We start from the raw sequence: 17,504 nt of genomic DNA on the forward strand, positions 1-17,504 counted from the left end.
AAGCGGATGTTCACCCTCGCACACGCCTGACGGGGAAAGTACCACCAAAAATCGCGACCCATGACCTCGGTGCTTTCAAAATCACTCAATCAACTACCCAATAACCTCAGTCCGACAGGCTGCTAGGAAACGGGCTCCTGGAACGCCTGCCCGCAGCGCGGGCAGGCCGCCGGGTAGCAGGCGCGGCAGCACGGCTTGCCGCACGATGGACACGGCCCCTGGCCATCGGGCTCGGTCAGATGCAGCTTGTCGTCGCAGACCAGACGTGTGCGAGCGCGACCGACACCCGCCTCGCACAGCGGCAGCTCTGCGGCCTTCACCAGCGGGTGCCAGTCGAGCTGGATCATGCGCTCGCCCTTGCGGCGACGGATCAGGATGTCGAAGCGCTGCACGGGCATGTAGAGGTCGAGCGACTGGACCCAGTCGACGGTGATGCGCAGCGCGTAGTTGTGGCGCAGGTCGTCGAGCTTGGCACGGTACTCGCGCTCGATCGCCTCGACCCGAAGCGTCTCGCGCCGGCGATCGGCGTCGGCCCGCTCGCCGGCGGCATGGGCCAGCGTCGCCAGGCGCTTGAGCGACGCGCTGCGCAGGTCGTCGTGATAAGCATGGACCCTGTTGCGGTCGCGCTCCAGGCGACGGCGCATGGCGCCCAGAAAGGGCGCGATGGCGTCGCGCACCTGCTGGTCCAGCAGCGGCCGGACGCGGGCCCCGAGCGTCGCGGCATTCCATCCCGGTCCGGCCGCAAGCCGGGTCGCCTGATCGGGAGTCCGCCACTCGGCCATCTGCGCCAGGACAGGCTGCAGACGTGCCACGATGTCGTTCACGACCGCTCCGGTGCCGAGATTGAAGCCAAGCCAGACCAGCCCCTCGCGCTTCTCGTCGGAAATCGCCGTGTAGCGGAACGCCAGCATCAGGCAGCGCGTCCAGGCCGCAGTCATGCCGCGGAAGCGCCAGACTGCGTTCGGCAGATCGAGCGCGCGCTCCAGCACCGCTTCAGGATCGCCGGGCGCAGGCACCGTGACAGCCGGGCTGACCTCGCGCTCGCTCCAGCGGCCGTCCTGCGCAAGAAGTGCACCGAACCGGTCGAGCCAGTCGCCCTCCAGCCCGATCGGGATCGCGCCGGACGGGCGTTCCGTGCCGAAGCCGAGCCGCGCCAGCTCGGGCCACCCCATCGCCTGCTGAACGGGTGCCGGCGCGAGCACCTCCAGGCCATCCGGCTCTACGGCCTCCACGACCGCGCCCCTACTTTCCAGCAGATCGGCGACGAAATCCCGCAGCTCGCTCATCGCCCAAGCCTCACGCAGCCTCGAAATCTTCCCCGAAAAGAGACTCATCCAGCACCTTGGCGCCGTCGTGATGCTGCTTCGCCTCGTACAGGCGGCGACCCAGCGCGTCGAACGCTTCGTCGCGGCCTGCCTCGGTGGTGTGCAGCCAGGCATCGAGCATCAGGTCGGCGAAATCGCGATTCTCCTCGAGGCCGCCCAGGATCGCCCCCACCTCGCCGACCACCAGCTCGAACATCGAGATCTTCTCGTCGAGAAGATGCAGCAGCTGCTCCTCGAGGGTGCCGCGGGTCACGAGGTTGAACACGAACACCTCGCGCTGCTGGCCGATGCGATCGATGCGGCCGATGCGCTGCTCGATGGCCATCGGATTCCACGGCACATCGAAATTGATGAGCGTGTTGCAGAACTGGATGTTGCGTCCCTCGCCGCCCGACTCGGTGCACAGCAGCACCGGCACGCTGTCGCGGAACTCGGCGATGGCGGCGTCCTTGTCGGGTCCGCTCAAGCTGCCTTCGAAGCGCGCAAAGGCGATTCCTTGCCTCGCCAGCAGCCCGGCCAGATGGTTGAGGGTCTCGCGGTAGTGGACAAACACCAGCTTCTTTTCATCGGGGTTCCGCTGCAACAGGTCGAGCAGCGCCGCTTCCTTTCGGCCATCGCCGAGGGAGGCCCAACGTTGGGCCCGCGCGCGCCAGTCCGGCGCATCGAGGTGACGCTCGGCGAAGCGCGTCACCGCCGCTGCTGCGGCGGCGGGTGACGAGCCTGCGGCACCAAGCAGATGATGCAGCGCAAGGCGGCTCGTCCCCCCACCCACCAGTCGGCGCGTCGCGGCAGCGAGATCCTGGTAGGCTGCCTGCTCGCCCTCGGAGCCGTCCACGCGGATGGTCACCGCGTGGCGGCGCGGCAGCCTGAGCGCCACCACGGCGCGCGTGTTGCGCACCATGGCGTCACGCATCAAGGCGCGCAGGCGCTCGGGATTGGCGGGTTGGCGCCGCTGCCCGGGGACCATGTAGGCGGCGCGGAATTCCTTGAGCGTCTTGAAGATGCCCGGCTTGAGCAGCGTCAGCAGGTTGTAGAGCTCAATGAGATCGTTCTGCACCGGCGTGGCCGACAACAGCAGCAGAAAGCGCTTGTTGAGCGCGTCCACCAGCTTATAGCTCTGGCTCGCGCGGTCGCGCAGGTGATGCGCTTCATCCACGATGACCAAATCGAAGCTGCGGGCCAGCAGGCGCTCGGCATGCTCGCTGCGGCGCGCCATTGGCAACGACGCGATCAGCCGCTCCTGAGCCCAGAACTGGTCCGGGTCGCTGCGCAGCAGCGCGTCATGGGTCGTAGCGCAAGGGATGTCGAACTTGGTCTCGAGCTCCTCACGCCACTGCCCGACCAGCGACGCCGGCGCCAGCACGAGCACGCTGCTGACCATACCGCGCAGCAGGTACTCCTTGAGCACCATGCCGGCCTCGATGGTCTTGCCCAGCCCGACTTCGTCGGCCAGCAAAACCCGGCCGCGGAACTGCTTGAGCACTTTGCGGACCGTCTCGACCTGATACCAGAAGGTCTCGATGCCCCGCAAATGCGCCAGGCACAGCAACTCGTCGAAGCCTTGCGCCAGGCCGAGATGGGCGAGCCGCTCGCGCAGCCCGTACGATGCGCCATCGCTTTCGGGTTGGCTCTGCAGCGCGGCCAGCAACGGCGCGAGGTCGATCTCAGCCACCAGCGGAATATCGAGATCGACCAGCGGCAGGGCGGGCGGCGCGGCAGGCGTCTCGCGGACAGAGGCCGGCGCAGCCTTGACCTGCGGCGCCATCGGCTTGGCCTTGGCGGGAGGCGGGACATCACGCCGCTCCGCCGCTGCGGCCGGCTTCCGACGGCGGGCCTTGTCGCGTCCAAGGATTCGATCGTGCTGACGAAAGAACCACTCCTCTTGTCCATGACCGGCGGGAAAATAGGCCAGAGCGCGGTTCCGACCGACGAAGCCGTGGGTTTCGAGAACCGAACGCGCCATGGTCAGCTTGCCCTCGGCCGCCAGCGCGAGCGCGCGCAACAAATGGTAAGTGCCGCCTGCCACGTAACGCTTGGAAAACCGCTTCAGGAAAACCTGCGCCCGCTCGGGCTTGTGATCCAGGAGCGCCGCCGCGGTGGCGAGCAGCAGGATGGGGCCATCACCCGGTTCCGCCCGGACGGCCTCCTCGGCGCGCGGGAGAAATCCACCCTTGCAACCGGGGTCGGCAAAAGCGGAGAGCAGAGCCTCGTGCCAGTCGAGCCCCGGCTCTTCATCGAAAGGCAGGACTGCTTGGGCCGCGAACGCATCAGGCATGCGCAATCGTATTCTTCGCTGTTCCACTCACGGCCGACGGGATATCTGCGCCGCAGGTTCGAAAGTAGCGGCGCCGCGCATGCGATCAAGTGCGCCGTGGCGAGCTGGCGACGACGGCCTGTGGACAGTCTCCTGACGCCCGCCACAAGCCGGCTTGACGATCTTCACCTAATATTCAATCGTCACTCACTTGCTTTGCAGCATGGTCCGGTTATCGAAAATCCTCCTGGCGATGGAGCGACGGCGATGACCAGGCCTCGCTGCGCTCGGGATGACAGAAAGCGCGCCAGCAGGGCGTAGCGCGATATGCGATAGCCCTGCCCTCCGGCGAAAGGTGAGCCACACGCTCTTGGATGACGGTCGCGCTATGCCCCGGCCGCCGCCAGCGCCTTGGCCTTGGCGGCCGCCATGTTGTAGGTGCGGTGCATCATGATGCGCTGGGCGTTCAGCCCGCCGCCGGCCTGCAGCGCGACCACGAACTGCCAGCCGCCATACGCGTCGGCGGTCAGGTCGCGGATCAGGTTGTAGACGCGCATGCGGGTCTCGGCCTCGACGCCGGGCACGCTGCGCAGATACTTGCGCAGATACTGGCCGGACTCCTCGTTCCGGAAATCGGCCTCCAGCGGCAGGGTGATCACCAGGCCGCCGCCGAGATCGTGCACGTAGCGCATCATCTGGTGGTAGTTAGCGGCGTAGTAGTACTTGGCGACATTCACCGCCAGCACGTTGGGATGGATCATGCCCGACGGCGTGCGCTCGCAGTGCCGGCAGGCGTAGTCCAGGCTCATGCGCAGCATCTCGGCGTAGCTGATCAGCTCGGCGACGGAGTTCTGCGCGATGGGATCGCGGTCCTTGCCCTGCTGCTCGGTCACGAGCTGGGCCAGGCCGACGAAGATCTCGGCCATGCGCACCGCCTCGACCAGGCCGCCGGTGCGCTCCCACAGGCCCAGCGACTGCGCGAAGATGCTGGCGAGCTGCACCTCGCCGGCCAGGAAGACGCGGTTCCACGGCACGAAGACATCGTCGAACACCACGAAGCCCTCGGGGATGCTGTGGTGGGCGCTGGCGGGATAGTCGAACTCGTTGAGCTCGGCCGGCGCGAAGCTGCGGTTGATGATCTTCACGCCCTTGGTGTTGACCGGGATCGAGAACGAGACGGCGTAGTCGGTCTCGTCCTGCCGCATGCCCTTGGTCGGCATCACCACCAGCTCGTGGCACAGCGACGCGGCGGTGATGTGCAGCTTGGCGCCGCGCACCACGATGCCCTCGTCGGTGCGCTTGACGATGCGCAGGTAGAGGTCGGGGTCGTCCTGCTCGTGCGCCTTGCGCTTGCGGTCGCCCTTGGCGTCGGTGATCACCTCGGCGGCGCGCAGGTCGTTGTCGCGCGCATGGCGGTACATCGCCTCGATGTTGGCGGCGTATTGCGGGTTCACCTTGGCGACGGCGTCCTTGACGCTCATCAGGGCCATGTAGACGCCGCTGACCAGGCCGACGATCGAGGTATGGTACATCAGCTCGACGCGCTGCGCGAGATCGGCCTCGCTGCGCGGGATCTGGTAGATGCGATGCGCCCGCCCGCCGTCCTCGGTGGTGAAGCTGCGCAGCTCGGCGGCCTTGGGATCGTCATAGGCGTAGTCGCGCGACGCGACGGCGATCGGCACCCTGAAGCGCGGATGGGTGGTGATGTCGTCGATGCGCTCGCCGTCCCAGTAGGTGACGCGCCCGTCGCGCAGGCTGGCGACGTATTGCTCGGCGGTCTTCAGGCCCATCGTTTCCTCCGATCCACAGGTTCGTTTGACAATAACATAACTTATCTTATGGTCTGGCGGCATGACAAGCCGAGGCAGACCCCGGCGCAACGGCCGCCTCAGCCGCCTAGACTGGCTCGAAGCCGGCCAGGCGATCCTCTGCGAAAACGGCATTGCCGGACTGAAATTGGCGGCGTTGACGCGCCGCCTGCGCGTCTCGACGGGAAGCTTCTATCACCACTTCGCCGACTTCGAGGCCTTCCTGAACGCGCTGGCCGAGCATTTCACCGCCGACCAGGTGCGCGACACGCTGCGCCAGGCGTCCGACGGCGACGCCGATCCGCTGACGCGCATGCGGCGGCTGCGCCGCATCAGCGTCAGGACGCGCATGTTCCAGCTCGATTCGGCGATGCGCATCTGGGCCGCGACCGACGCGCGCGCCGCCGCCACCATGCGCACCGCCGAGCGCATCGTGCTGGATTTCCTGACACAGGCCTTCCGCGATCTCGGCTATGCCGGCAGCGAGGCGGCGCTGCGGGCGCGCTTGCTGCTGTCGGCCAACGTGGCACGCATCGAGGTGGCCTCGCCGCCCGCCGGCAAGCGCTTCTTCAAGCAGGCGCTCGAGCTGCTGACGCGCGATGCCCCGAAGGCCCGTTCCGCCCGCCACGTGGAGGCATCCCGTCGCAAGGGGGCTCGGTTCGCAAGAGATTTCTCGCTACGCTCGGCATAACGGGAACCAGGGAGGATGCGCCATGCTCGACATCGCCATCACCGGCACCGGCATCGTCTCCGCGCTCGGGCTTGACGTCGAAGCATTCCACAGCCGCCTGATGGCGGGCGAGACCGCGATCAGGCCGGCGCCCTGGATGCCGGCCGACGGCCGCAAGGCGTGGTGGGCCGCGGTCACCGGCTTCGTGCCGCGCGACTGGATGGATGCGCAGGTCGAAGCCGGCACCGACCTGTTCGCGCAGTTCGCGCTGGCGGCCACGCAGCAGGCCGTGCTGCAGGCCGGCCTCACGAGGCTCGACGTGGAGCGCACCGGCGTGCTGCATGGCACGAGCATCGGCGGCGCGCGGGCCGTGATGAAGGCGCAGCACCTGCTCGACACCCAGGGGCCGGACGCGATCCCGCGCAAGACGCAGATACAGATCTGGCCCAACATGGCGGCGGCGCAGATCGCGATGCGCTACGGGCTGCACGGCCCCAACCTGACCGTGACGACGGCTTGCGCCTCCTCGCTCGACGCCATCGGCACGGCCGCGCGCCTGATCGCGGGAGGCCAGGCCGACGTCGTGATCGCCGGCGCCACCGAGGGCGGCCTCAGCCTCGCCGGCGGCGATGCCGACGGCGATTTCGTGCCCGCGATGTTCCATACCAGCACGCTGTATGGCATGGACGCGCCGTCCGACGACCCGCGGCGCGCGATGCTGCCTTTCGACGCCAAGCGCAACGGCATCGTGGTGGGCGAAGGCTCGGCGATCGTCGTGCTCGAGCGCGGCGATCACGCGCGGACGCGCGGCGCGCCGATCCTGGGGTATGTGCGGGGCTATGGCAGCCTGGCCGACGCGTTCCACCCCTCCTCGCCCGAGCCCACGGGCAAATGGGAAGCGCGGGCGATGCAGCTGGCGCTCCAGGACGCAGGCATCGACGCCGGTGCCGTCGACGCGCTGATTGCGCATGCCACCGGCACGCCCAAGGGCGATACCGCCGAGATCCGCGCCATCAATCAGGTGCATGGCGGGCGGCGGCGCGAACGGCTGCCCGTGGCATCGATCAAGGGCCATATCGGCCACAGCGGCGCATCATCGGGTGGCATGGCCATCATCACCGGGCTCCTGGGCATGCGCGAGGGGCGCTTCGTGCATACCGCCAACACCGACGAGCCCGACCCCGAGGCCGCGTTCGATATCGTGATCCAGGCGCCGCGCGCGATCGCCTATCGCACCTTGCAGGTGAACGCCTTCGGCTTCGGCGGCCAGAACGCATCGCTGATCGTGACCCGCGACTGAGGGAGGCTACGGTGCGCCTGACCATCGCCGAGAACGTCGCCGTCCGGGCGTTGGCCCACCCCGACCGCCCGGCGATCGACGTGCTGGGCGGCCCCGGGCTGACCTATGGCGCGGCCTGGCGGCGTGTCGTGGCCCTGGCCGGCGCGATCGGCATGGCCGCGCCGGGCCCTCATGGCCGCATGGTGGCCGTGCTGCTGGACAACACGGCCGACGCGCTGCTGGCCTATCTCGCCTGCCAATGGGCCGGCGTGACGGCGGTGCCGGTCAACAGCCGGCTGGCGGCGCCGGAGGTGGGCTTCATCGTGGGCGATTCAGGAGCCCGCCTGATCCTTGCCGATGCCGCCCATGCCGATGTGGCGTCGCGCGCCGCGCGCGATCATGGCGCGCAGCTGGTGTCCGTCGAGACGATCCCGACGCCCACGTCCGTGAGCCATCCCGCTCTGGGCACGGCCGGACGCGGCACGCTGCCATGCGTGGTCGGCTACACTTCAGGCACGACCGGCTTTCCCAAGGGGGCGCTCTACAGCAACGACCATTACCTGACAGCCCTGATGCGCTGGGGTTGGACGTTCGGGCTGACCGATGACCATGTCATGCTGGTGCCGGGGCCGCTGTTTCATCTCTCCTATGCCGGACTGTCGCTGGCCGCCTTGTGCATCGGCGCGCGCGTGCGCATCATGCCCAGCTTCGACGCCGGGCTGGCGCTGGATGAATTCTCGGGCACCAGCACCTTCGCCTTCCTGGTGCCGTCTATGACCGGCCTGATCGCGCAGGAATGGCAGCGCCGCGGCGGGCCTGCCGTGGCGGCGCTGCGCTTCATGATCAGCTCCGGCGCGCCCGGACCGCTCAGCCTGACGCGCACGGCGCTGCGCATGTTCGGCAACGCCCGTGTCTGCGAGGCCTATGGCTGGACCGAGGGCGGCTGGGTGACCTTCGAGGCCAAGCGCGACGACACGCTGCTGGCCCATTCCGTGGGCTGGCCGACCTTCGGCAACGAGGTCGGCGTGTTCGCCGAGGATGGCACGCCTTGCGGCGTCGGCGAGGCCGGCGAGGTGGGCGTGAAAGGCGTCACACATTTCGACGGCTATCTCGGGCGGCCGGAGGCGACCGAGGCGGCGTGGCGCAACGGCTACGTGATGTCAGGCGATATCGGCATCTGGCAGGCGGACGGGCGCCTGTGCATCGTCGATCGCAAGAAGGACATGATCATCACCGGCGGCGAGAACGTCTACACCGCCGAGGTCGAGCGCGTGCTGCACGAGCATCCCGCCGTGCTGGAAGCGGCCGTCGTGGGCCTGCCCGACGACCGCTGGGGAGAGCAGGTCACGGCCGCGATCGTCGCCCGCGAGGGCGCGATGCCCGATGCCGGCGACGTGCAGGCCTTCTGCCGCGAGCGCCTGGCCGGCTACAAGGTGCCGCGGCGCATCGAGCTGCTCGCTGCATTGCCGCGCAACCCGATGGGCAAGGTGCAGAAGTTCCGGATCATCGAGGTATTGACCAACGGTCCTTCTCCCCGCGCAGGCGGGTAGAAGGGAGTGGCTCAATCGCAGCACGAGAGCGGGCGCGCGACCTCTTCCAGCGGACGGCGCTCGGACTTGAGGCCGATGGCCGCCTCGACCGCGGCGGCGATCAGCATCAGCACGCCGCCGAAGACGTAGCCCCACATGACCTCGATGCGCGAGCCGGTCTCGATCAGGGCGCCGAACAGGGCCGGGCCGCCGATGCCGCCCAGCGCCGTGCCGAAGGCGTAGAAGATCGCGATGGCGATGGCGCGCATCTCCAGCGGAAAGCTTTCGCTGACGGTGAGATACGCCGCGCTGGCGGCCGCCGAAGCGAAGAAGAAGATCGCGGTCCATGCCAGGGTCAGGCCGACGGCGTCGAGCGTGCCCTGCTGAAACAGCAGCCCCGACACGGCCATCAGGATGCCGGACAAGGCGTAGGTCGCGGCGATCATGGTCTTGCGGCCCACGGTGTCGAACAGCGAGCCCAGCAGCAGCGGCCCCAGGAAGTTGCTGATGGCGAAGGGCAGCATGAACCAGCCGACGTCGCCGGAGGCGATGCCGTAGAACTTGGTCAGGATCAGCGCGTAGGTGAAGAAGATGGCGTTGTAGCAGAAGGCCTGCGCCGCCATCAGCGTCACGCCCAGCGTGGTGCGCCGCGGATAGTGCACGAACAGCGAGCGCACGAGCTGCATCATGTCCAGGCGATGATCGCGGCGCAGCCGCAGCGGCAGACCCGTCACCGGCGGCAGCTTCCCGCATTCGCGCTCGACCCGGGCCTCGATGCCGCGCACGACAAGATCGGCTTCCTCGACCCGGCCATGGGTCATCAGCCAGCGCGGGCTTTCGGGCAGGAAGCGGCGCAGGAAGATCACCACCAGGCCGATGACGCCGCCGATGATGAAGGCGCCGCGCCAGCCCTGCTCCGGCGGGATGCCGCCGATATTGAGGGCCACCAGCGAGCCGCCGGCCCCCAGCGCCGCGCCCAGCCAGTAGCTGCCGTTGACGACGAGGTCGGTGTAGCCGCGCCGGCGCGCCGGTATCAGCTCCTGGATCGCCGAGTTGATGGCGGAATATTCGCCGCCGATGCCGGCGCCGGCCAGGAAGCGGAAGGCCGCGAACGACCAGAAATCCCAGGCGAAGCCGCTGGCCGCCGTCGCCACGGCGTAGAGCAGCACGGTGGCGGTGAACAGCTTCTTGCGCCCCAGCCGGTCGGTGAGATGCCCGAAGAACAGCGCCCCCAGCACCGCGCCCGCGAGGTAGGCGCTGGCCGTCAGGCCGATCTCGGTGCTGCTGAGCCGCAGCGACGGGCTTTCGTGGATGGCGCCCGACAGGGCGCCGACCAGCGTCACCTCCAGCCCATCCAGAATCCAGGTGATCCCCAGCGCCGTGATCACCAGCCAATGGAAGCGGCTCCACGGCAGGCGGTCGAGCCGCGCCGGCACATCGGTTTCCACGACCGCGTCGCCGCCGGAAGCAGGCCGCGGGGCGTTCATCGTCACACGTTCTTGCACCGGATTGCTACCTGGCCGCGGTGGGAGACCAGCCCTAAATACGCGCTAGCGGGGCGATGGTTCCAGTCGGCCCATCCGCCGGGCCCAGCGCTCGGCCCAGGCGTGCAGCGGCAGCATGAGCTGCAGCAGCGACTGCCCGTCGGCGGTGAGGCGATAGCCCTGCGCCGTCAGCTCCACGATGCCGGCCGTGCGCAGGTCGGCCAGCCGCGCCGCCAGCACCGAAGGGCTGACATCGTCGCAGGCGGCACGCAGGGCGCGGAAGCTGAGCGTATCGCCGCGCAACTCCCAGATGACGCGCTGCACCCAGCGACGTCCCAGCAGGTCGAGCAGCGCCATGATCGGCCGCCCGGTGGCGGAGCCGCGCGCCGGCCGGCCGGGCAGCGGCGTGGCGGCACGCTTGGTCGGACGGGCGGCGGTCATGGGCGGAGCCTAGACCGCAGAGGCCTCTTGCGCTACGAAAAACGTATCGCTACGCATTTCGTAGCACTCGGAGATGGAGGCTGCCTTGACCGAACCGCGCATCGCGCCGCTGAACGCCCCCTACCCGCCCGACGCGCAGGCGTCGTTCGAGCGCATCATGCCGCCGGGCATGGAACCGCTGGTGCTGTTCCGCACGCTGGCGACCTGCCCGCGCATCTGGGAGAAGTTCCGGGCCGGCTCCCTGCTCGACAAGGGACCGGTGCCGCTGCGGCTGCGCGAGATCGTGATCGACCGTACCTGCGCCCGCTGCGGCAATGAATACGAATGGGGGGTTCACATCGCGATCTTCGCCGAGCGCGCCGGCCTGACGGCCGCGCAGCAGCACGCGACGGTGCACGGCGATGCCGACGCCGCGTGCTGGAGCGACGACGAGCGCGCCGCCATCCGGCTGGCCGACGCGCTGCACGATGGGGCGGCGATCCCGGACGATGTGTGGGCGGCGCTGCGCGCCCATTTCAGCGACGCGCAGATCCTGGAGCTGATCGCGCTCTGCGGCTTCTATCGCACGGTGTCGTACTTCTGCACCGGCCTGCGCCTGCCGCTGGAGGCGTTCGCGGCGACGTTTCCGACGTGACGTCTTCACCTCTCCCGCGAGCGGGAGAGGTCGACGTGCGCGCAAGCGCGCGGCGGGTGAGGGGCCACGCACGAGGCACCTCGTCCATAGGCCCTCACCTTCCCATCGTGCTGCGCACGATGGGCCCCTCCCTCTCCCGCGCAGCGGGAGAGGGCCTCACAGGTGAATCGGCTTGTCCCAGGCGGCGAGCGCGGCTTCCTTCAGGGCCTCGCTGACGGTCGGGTGGGCATGGCAGACACGGCCGATATCCTCGGCCGAGGCGCTGTACTCCATCGCCAGCACCGCTTCGGCGATCATGGTGCCGGCCTCGGCGCCGATGATGTGCACGCCCAGCACCGTGTCGGTGGCCTTGTCCGACAGCACCTTCACGAAGCCGTCGGTGCGGTTGTTGGCGCGGCTGCGCGGGTCGGCCGTGAAGGGATACTTGCCGACCTTGTAGGCGACGCCGGCCGCTTTGAGCTGCTCCTCGGTCTTGCCGACCCAGGCGACCTCGGGCTGGGTGTAGACGACCGACGGCACCTTGTCCCAGTCGACATGGCCCTTCTGCCCGGCCAGCGTCTCGACGCAGGCGATGCCGTCCTCGCTCGCCTTGTGGGCCAGCATCGGGCCGTCGATCACGTCGCCGATGGCGTAGATGCCGGGCACGCTGGTCTGGAAATGCGCATCGACGGCGATGCGGCCGCGGTCGGTGAGCTTGACGCCGACCTTGTCCAGGCCGAGCCCTTCGACATACGGCCGCCGGCCGATGCAGACCAGCACCACATCGACCGTGAGCTGCTCGGCCGCGCCGCCCTGGGCCGGCTCGTGGCTGACGACGATGCCGTCCTTGCCCTGCACGGCCGATGTCACCTTGCGCCCGAGCTTGAACTTCAGGCCCTGCTTCTCCAGGGCGCGCTGCAGCTGGCGCGTGACGTCGTTGTCGACTCCCGGCGCGATGCGGTCGAGGAACTCGACCATCGTCACCTCGCTGCCCAGCCGGCGCCACACCGACCCCAGCTCCAGCCCGATGATGCCGGCACCGATCACCACCATGCGCTGCGGCACCGCCTGCAGCTCCAGCGCGCCGGTCGACGACACGATCGTCTTCTCGTCGATCGTGACGCCGGGCAGCGGCGTGACCTCCGAGCCCGAGGCAATCAGGATGTTGCGCGCCTCGAGCGTCTGCGCCACGGCGCCGTCGTCGCCCAGCACCGCCACCTTGCCGGGCGCATCGATGCGTGCCGTGCCGGTGATGGCCGTCACCTTGTTCTTCTTGAACAGGAAGGCCACGCCCTTGGTGGTGGCGCCGACGACGTCGTCCTTGCGCTTCATCATCTGCGCCAGGTCGAGCTTGACGTCGCCGACCAGGATGCCGTGCGCCTTCAGGTCGTGCGCGGTCTCCTCGAGCACATGCGAGGACTGCAGCAGCGCCTTGGACGGGATGCAGCCGACATTGAGGCAGGTGCCGCCCGGCGTCGGCCGCTTCTCGACGCACGCCACCTTCATGCCGAGCTGGGCGGCGCGGATCGCCGCGACATAGCCGCCGGGACCGGCACCGATGACGACGAGATCAAAGGCTTCGCTGGCCATGACTTGGTCCTTGGATCACCCCTTCTCCCCGCGCAGGCGGGGAGAAGGTGCCCCCGAAGGGGCGGATGAGGGGGGTTTGCCGCGGATATTCCCGGCATCGTCATTGAACGCGTGATCGCGAAGCCCCTCATCCGGCGCTTCGCGGCACCTTCTCCCCGCCTGCGCGGGGAGAAGGTTTAAAGAATCACACCTCGAGCAGCAGGCGCTCGGGGTCCTCGATGCACTCCTTGACGCGCACCAGGAAGGTGACCGCCTCGCGGCCGTCGATGACGCGATGGTCATAGGTGAGCGCCAGGTACATCATCGGCCGCACCTTGATCTCGCCGCCCACCACCACGGGACGCTGCTGGATCTTGTGCATGCCCAGCACGCCCGACTGCGGCGGATTGAGGATCGGCGTCGACATCAGGGAGCCGTAGACGCCGCCATTTGAGATCGTGAACGTGCCGCCGGTGAGGTCGGCGATGCTGAGCTTGCCGTCACGCGCCTTGCGGCCCAGGTCGCCGATGCCTTTCTCGACGCCGGCGAAGCCCAGCGTATCGGCATCGCGCAGCACCGGCACCACCAGCCCGGCCTCGGTGCCGACCGCGACGCCGATATCATAGTAGTTCTTGTAGACCAGGTCCTCGCCGTCGATCTCGGCATTGACCGCCGGGATCTCCTTCAGGGCCGCGACGCAGGCCTTCACGAAGAAGGCCATGAAGCCCAGCCGGACGCCGTGCTTCTTCTCGAACGGATCCTTCAGCCGCTCGCGCAGGGCCATGACCGCGCCCATGTCCACCTCGTTGAAGGTGGTCAGCATCGCGGCCGTGTTCTGCGCGTCCTTGAGCCGCGTCGCGATGGTCTTGCGCAGGCGCGACATGCGCACCCGCTCCTCGCGCTGCGCGTTGGGGCGCGGCCCCGACGGAGCGGCCGGCCTGGCTGCCGGGGTCGGGGCCGGCGCCGCCGCGCCGGCGGCCAGGAAGCTCACGACATCCGCCTTGGTGACGCGGCCATCCTTGCCCGAGACCGCGATGGCGGCCGGATCCAGGTTGTTCTCGGCCACCAGCTTGCGCGCGGCGGGGCCGGATGCGGCGAGGTTCGCCGGCGCAGCAGCGGCGGCCGGCGCCGCTGCCGCCGGAGGGGACGATGCGGCGGGCTTGGGCTCCATCTTGGGCGCGGGCGCCGCGGCGGCCGCGACAGCGCCCGCCTCGATCAGGCAGAGCGTGGCGCCGACCGGCACCGTCGTGCCCACCGGCGCCATGATCTTGCCCAGCACGCCGGCAGAAGATGCGTTGACCTCGACCGTGACCTTGTCGGTCTCCAGCGAACAGAGCGCCTCGTCGACGGCAACCGCCTCGCCTTCCTTCTTGTACCATTCGGCCACGGTCGCTTCGGTTACCGATTCGCCCAGGGTGGGAACCTTGATCTCGATCGCCATGATGATCCTCTATGATGCCGGGAGCGCGCCATTCCAGTGGCGCACCGGCGCGCAGCGCCGGCTCATGACCAGAGCCGGCCCTTCGGGCCGATGCGCCACTGGAGTGGCGCGCTCCCAGCGGTCATTGTTCAATCGACCGTCAGCGCGCGCTCGACGAGCTCGGCCTGCTCCTTGGTGTGGTTCTTCAGCAGGCCGGTGGCCGTCGAAGCAGCTTCCTTGCGGCCGATATAGACCGGCCGCCTGGACCTGGCGTCGAGGTCGGCCAGCGCCCGCTCGATGCGGCGGTCGACGAAGTGCCATGCACCCATGTTCTCGGGCTCCTCCTGGCACCACACGACCTCGGCATCGCGGTAGCGGCGCAGCTCCTTGGCGGTCGCCGTGAACGGGAACGGATAGAGCTGCTCGACGCGGATGATCGCGACGTTGTCGATCTTGCGGTTCCGCCGCTCGGCCACGAGGTCGTAGTAGACCTTGCCCGAGCACAGGATCACGCGGCGGATCTTGGCGTCGGCGGCGAGCTTGTCCGCCTCCGGCAGCACGCGATGGAAGCTGCTGCCGCTCGCCATGTCCTCCAGCCGCGACACGGCATCCTTGTGCCGCAGCAGCGACTTGGGCGTCATGATCACCAGCGGCTTGCGGAAGCTGCGCCGCACCTGCCGGCGCAGGGCATGGAAGTAGTTGGCCGGCGTGGTGATGTTGCAGACCTGCCAGTTATCCTCGCCCGACAGCTGCAGATAGCGCTCCAGGCGGGCTGACGAATGCTCCGGACCCTGGCCTTCGTAGCCGTGCGGCAGCAGCATCACCAGACCCGAGAAGCGGAACCACTTGCTCTCGCCCGGGCTGATGAACTGGTCGATGATGACCTGGGCGCCGTTGGCGAAGTCGCCGAACTGCGCCTCCCACAGCACCAGCGCGTTGGGCTCGGCCAGGGTGTAGCCGTACTCGAAGCCCAGCACGCCGGCTTCGCTCAGCGGGCTGTCGATGACCTCGTAGTGCGCCTGATCGTCGGGCCGGATATTGTTGAGCGGCACGTAGCGGTTGTCGTTGGTCTGGTCGACCAGCACCGAATGGCGCTGCGAGAAGGTGCCGCGGCCGGAGTCCTGGCCCGACAGGCGCACCGGCGTGCCCTCGACCAGCAGGGTGCCGAAGGCCAGCGCCTCGGCGGTGGCCCAGTCGATGCCCTCGCCGCCCTCGATCATCTTCCGCTTCTCCTCGAGCTGGCGGAGGATCTTGCGGTTGGTGTCGTGGTTCTCCGGACGCTTCGAGATCGACAGCCCGACCTCGCGCAGCAAGCCCATGTCGACGGCGGTCTCGCCCTTGCGGTCTTCCTCGCCGGGCGCGATCGTCATCCCCGACCACTTGCCTTCAAGCCAGTCGGCCTTGTTGGGCTTGAACGAGGCGGCCGCGGTGAAGGAGTCATCCAGCTTCTTGCGGAAGTCGGCGACCATGTGGTCGACCTCGGCCTGGGTGACGATGCCCTCCTCGACCAGGCGCCTGGCGTAGACCTCCTGCACCGAGGCATGCTGGCCGATCCGCTTGTACATCGACGGCTGCGTGAACATCGGCTCGTCGGACTCGTTGTGGCCGTGCCGGCGATAGCAGAACATGTCGATGACGATGTCGCGCTTGAAGCGATGGCGGAACTCCACCGCGATGCGGGCGCAATGCACCACCGATTCAGGGTCATCGCCGTTCACGTGCAGGATCGGCGCCTGCACGATCTTGGCCACCTCGGTGCAGTACGGACCCGAACGCGCGTAGGTCGGCGACGTCGTGAAGCCGATCTGGTTGTTGACCACGAAATGCACGGTGCCGCCGGTGCGGTAGCCCTTCAGGTCGCTGAGATCGAGCCCCTCTGCCACCAGGCCCTGGCCGGCGAAGGCGGCGTCGCCATGCATCAGCAGGCCCATCACCGAGGCGCGTTCCTTGTCATGGCGCTGGTCCTGCTTGGCGCGCACCTTGCCCAGCACCACCGGATTGACGGCCTCCAGGTGCGAAGGATTGGCGGTCAGCGACAGGTGCACGACGTTGCCGTCGAACTCGCGGTCCGACGAGGCGCCGAGATGGTACTTCACGTCGCCCGAGCCGCGCAGCTCCTCCGGATAGGAGGCCTTGCCCTGGAACTCCGAGAACAGCGCCGTGTAGCTCTTGCCCATGAAGTTCACGAGCGTGTTGAGCCGGCCGCGATGGGGCATGCCGACCACGAGCTCCTTCACACCCAGCGTGCTGCCGCGTTTGACGATCTGTTCCAGCGCCGGGATCAGCGATTCGCCGCCATCCAGGCCGAAGCGCTTGGTGCCGACGAACTTCACGTGCAGGTACTTCTCGAGGTGCTCGGCCTCGATGATGCGCTGCAGGATGGTGCGGCGGCCAAGCTCGGTGAACTCGGTCTGGTTCTCGATGTTCTCGATGCGCTCCTGGATCCAGGCCTTCTGGTCAGGATCGCCGATATGCATGAACTCGACGCCGATCGGCCCGCAGTAGGTCTTCTCCAGCCGCGACATGACCTGGCGCAGGGTCGCCGAATCGCCCAGGCCCAGCACGCCGTTGATGTAGATCGGACGGTCCCAGTCGCCCTCGCCGAAGCCGTAGGTCTTGGGGTCGAGCTCGGGATGATAGGGCTTGGGCGCCAGGCCCAGCGGATCGAGGTTGGCCTGCAGGTGGCCGCGGATGCGGAAGGCGCGGATCAGCATCAGGGCCCGCACCGAATCGAGCGCCGCCGCCCGCACCTGGTCCTGCGAGATGGCAGGCTCGGCCGCAGCCGCCTGGCCGTTGGCCGTCTGGTTCACATTGGCAGCCAGCGGGCGCATGTCGGCGTCCACGACGCCGATGACCTTGGTCTCCTTGGGCGCCCAGCTCGCGCCGGCAGCCTCGCGCAGCAGCGCCGGCTGCTCGGCCGCCAGCTCGTCGAACAAGGTGCGCCAGCTCTCGTCGACCGAGGCGGGGTCGGCGGCATAGCGCGCGAAGAGCTCTTCGATGAAAGCGGCGTTGGCGCCGTAGAGAAATGAGGTCCGTTCGGCCTGTTGCATGACGACATCGCCGGCGCCGCTGGCGCCGCCTCCGCTGCAAAATCAATCTGTCAGGGCGAGCG

Annotated in this window: 12 protein-coding genes; 4 read left to right on the forward strand and 8 right to left on the reverse strand. The window is 68.5% G+C overall.

Annotation, left to right across the window (positions count from 1 at the left end):
* Positions 1 to 122: 122 nt before the first annotated feature.
* The 3 genes from FHP25_RS33135 to FHP25_RS33145 form a co-directional block, all read right to left on the reverse strand.
* Entirely contained in the window at positions 123 to 1,286 is a 1,164-nt protein-coding gene (locus FHP25_RS33135) for an RING finger protein (protein ID WP_147851279.1), read from the reverse strand.
* A gap of 10 nt (positions 1,287 to 1,296) precedes the next feature.
* Entirely contained in the window at positions 1,297 to 3,600 is a 2,304-nt protein-coding gene (locus FHP25_RS33140; RefSeq protein ID WP_147851280.1) for a DEAD/DEAH box helicase, read from the reverse strand.
* Between the two features lie 365 nt (positions 3,601 to 3,965).
* On the reverse strand, positions 3,966 to 5,369 hold the full coding sequence (locus tag FHP25_RS33145) for a 4-hydroxyphenylacetate 3-hydroxylase N-terminal domain-containing protein (RefSeq protein WP_147851281.1): 1,404 nt from the start codon (positions 5,367 to 5,369) through the stop codon (positions 3,966 to 3,968).
* Positions 5,370 to 5,430: 61 nt separating this feature from the next.
* Here FHP25_RS33145 and FHP25_RS33150 point away from each other — a divergent pair, with 61 nt between their 5' ends.
* The 3 genes from FHP25_RS33150 to FHP25_RS33160 are packed head-to-tail and all read left to right on the forward strand — an operon-like array spanning position 5,431 to position 8,886.
* Complete coding sequence (locus FHP25_RS33150; RefSeq protein ID WP_147851282.1) at positions 5,431 to 6,078, forward strand: TetR/AcrR family transcriptional regulator; 648 nt, start codon at positions 5,431 to 5,433, stop codon at positions 6,076 to 6,078.
* 22 nt (positions 6,079 to 6,100) lie between these two features.
* The gene (locus FHP25_RS33155; protein ID WP_147851283.1) at positions 6,101 to 7,357 is read left to right on the forward strand and encodes a beta-ketoacyl-[acyl-carrier-protein] synthase family protein; all 1,257 of its coding nucleotides are present in this window, start codon (positions 6,101 to 6,103) and stop codon (positions 7,355 to 7,357) included.
* 11 nt (positions 7,358 to 7,368) lie between these two features.
* Entirely contained in the window at positions 7,369 to 8,886 is a 1,518-nt protein-coding gene (locus FHP25_RS33160; protein ID WP_178133971.1) for a class I adenylate-forming enzyme family protein, read from the forward strand.
* Between the two features lie 11 nt (positions 8,887 to 8,897).
* Here the strand turns inward: FHP25_RS33160 and FHP25_RS33165 are convergent, their stop codons facing one another.
* Together FHP25_RS33165 and FHP25_RS33170 are read right to left on the reverse strand one after the other, a co-directional pair.
* Positions 8,898 to 10,352, reverse strand: coding sequence for an MFS transporter (locus FHP25_RS33165; RefSeq protein ID WP_147851285.1), 1,455 nt, complete (start codon positions 10,350 to 10,352; stop codon positions 8,898 to 8,900).
* Between the two features lie 63 nt (positions 10,353 to 10,415).
* Positions 10,416 to 10,790, reverse strand: a complete 375-nt coding sequence (locus tag FHP25_RS33170; protein ID WP_147851286.1) for a winged helix-turn-helix transcriptional regulator — start codon at positions 10,788 to 10,790, stop codon at positions 10,416 to 10,418.
* Between the two features lie 85 nt (positions 10,791 to 10,875).
* Between FHP25_RS33170 and FHP25_RS33175 the strand changes: the two genes are divergently transcribed.
* Positions 10,876 to 11,424, forward strand: a complete 549-nt coding sequence (locus tag FHP25_RS33175) for a carboxymuconolactone decarboxylase family protein (protein ID WP_218578788.1) — start codon at positions 10,876 to 10,878, stop codon at positions 11,422 to 11,424.
* A 156-nt stretch (positions 11,425 to 11,580) separates the two neighbouring features.
* On the opposite strand, the gene lpdA is transcribed toward FHP25_RS33175, so the two are convergent.
* From lpdA to FHP25_RS33190, 3 genes are all read right to left on the reverse strand, one after another.
* On the reverse strand, positions 11,581 to 12,993 hold the full coding sequence (gene lpdA, locus FHP25_RS33180) for a dihydrolipoyl dehydrogenase (RefSeq protein ID WP_147851288.1): 1,413 nt from the start codon (positions 12,991 to 12,993) through the stop codon (positions 11,581 to 11,583).
* Positions 12,994 to 13,177: 184 nt separating this feature from the next.
* Entirely contained in the window at positions 13,178 to 14,413 is a 1,236-nt protein-coding gene (gene odhB / locus FHP25_RS33185) for a 2-oxoglutarate dehydrogenase complex dihydrolipoyllysine-residue succinyltransferase (RefSeq protein WP_147851289.1), read from the reverse strand.
* Positions 14,414 to 14,541: 128 nt separating this feature from the next.
* The gene (locus FHP25_RS33190; protein WP_147851290.1) at positions 14,542 to 17,442 is read right to left on the reverse strand and encodes a 2-oxoglutarate dehydrogenase E1 component; all 2,901 of its coding nucleotides are present in this window, start codon (positions 17,440 to 17,442) and stop codon (positions 14,542 to 14,544) included.
* Positions 17,443 to 17,504: the final 62 nt, after the last annotated feature.

The organism is Vineibacter terrae (genome assembly GCF_008039615.1).
Classification (GTDB): Bacteria; Pseudomonadota; Alphaproteobacteria; order Reyranellales; family Reyranellaceae; genus Vineibacter; species Vineibacter terrae.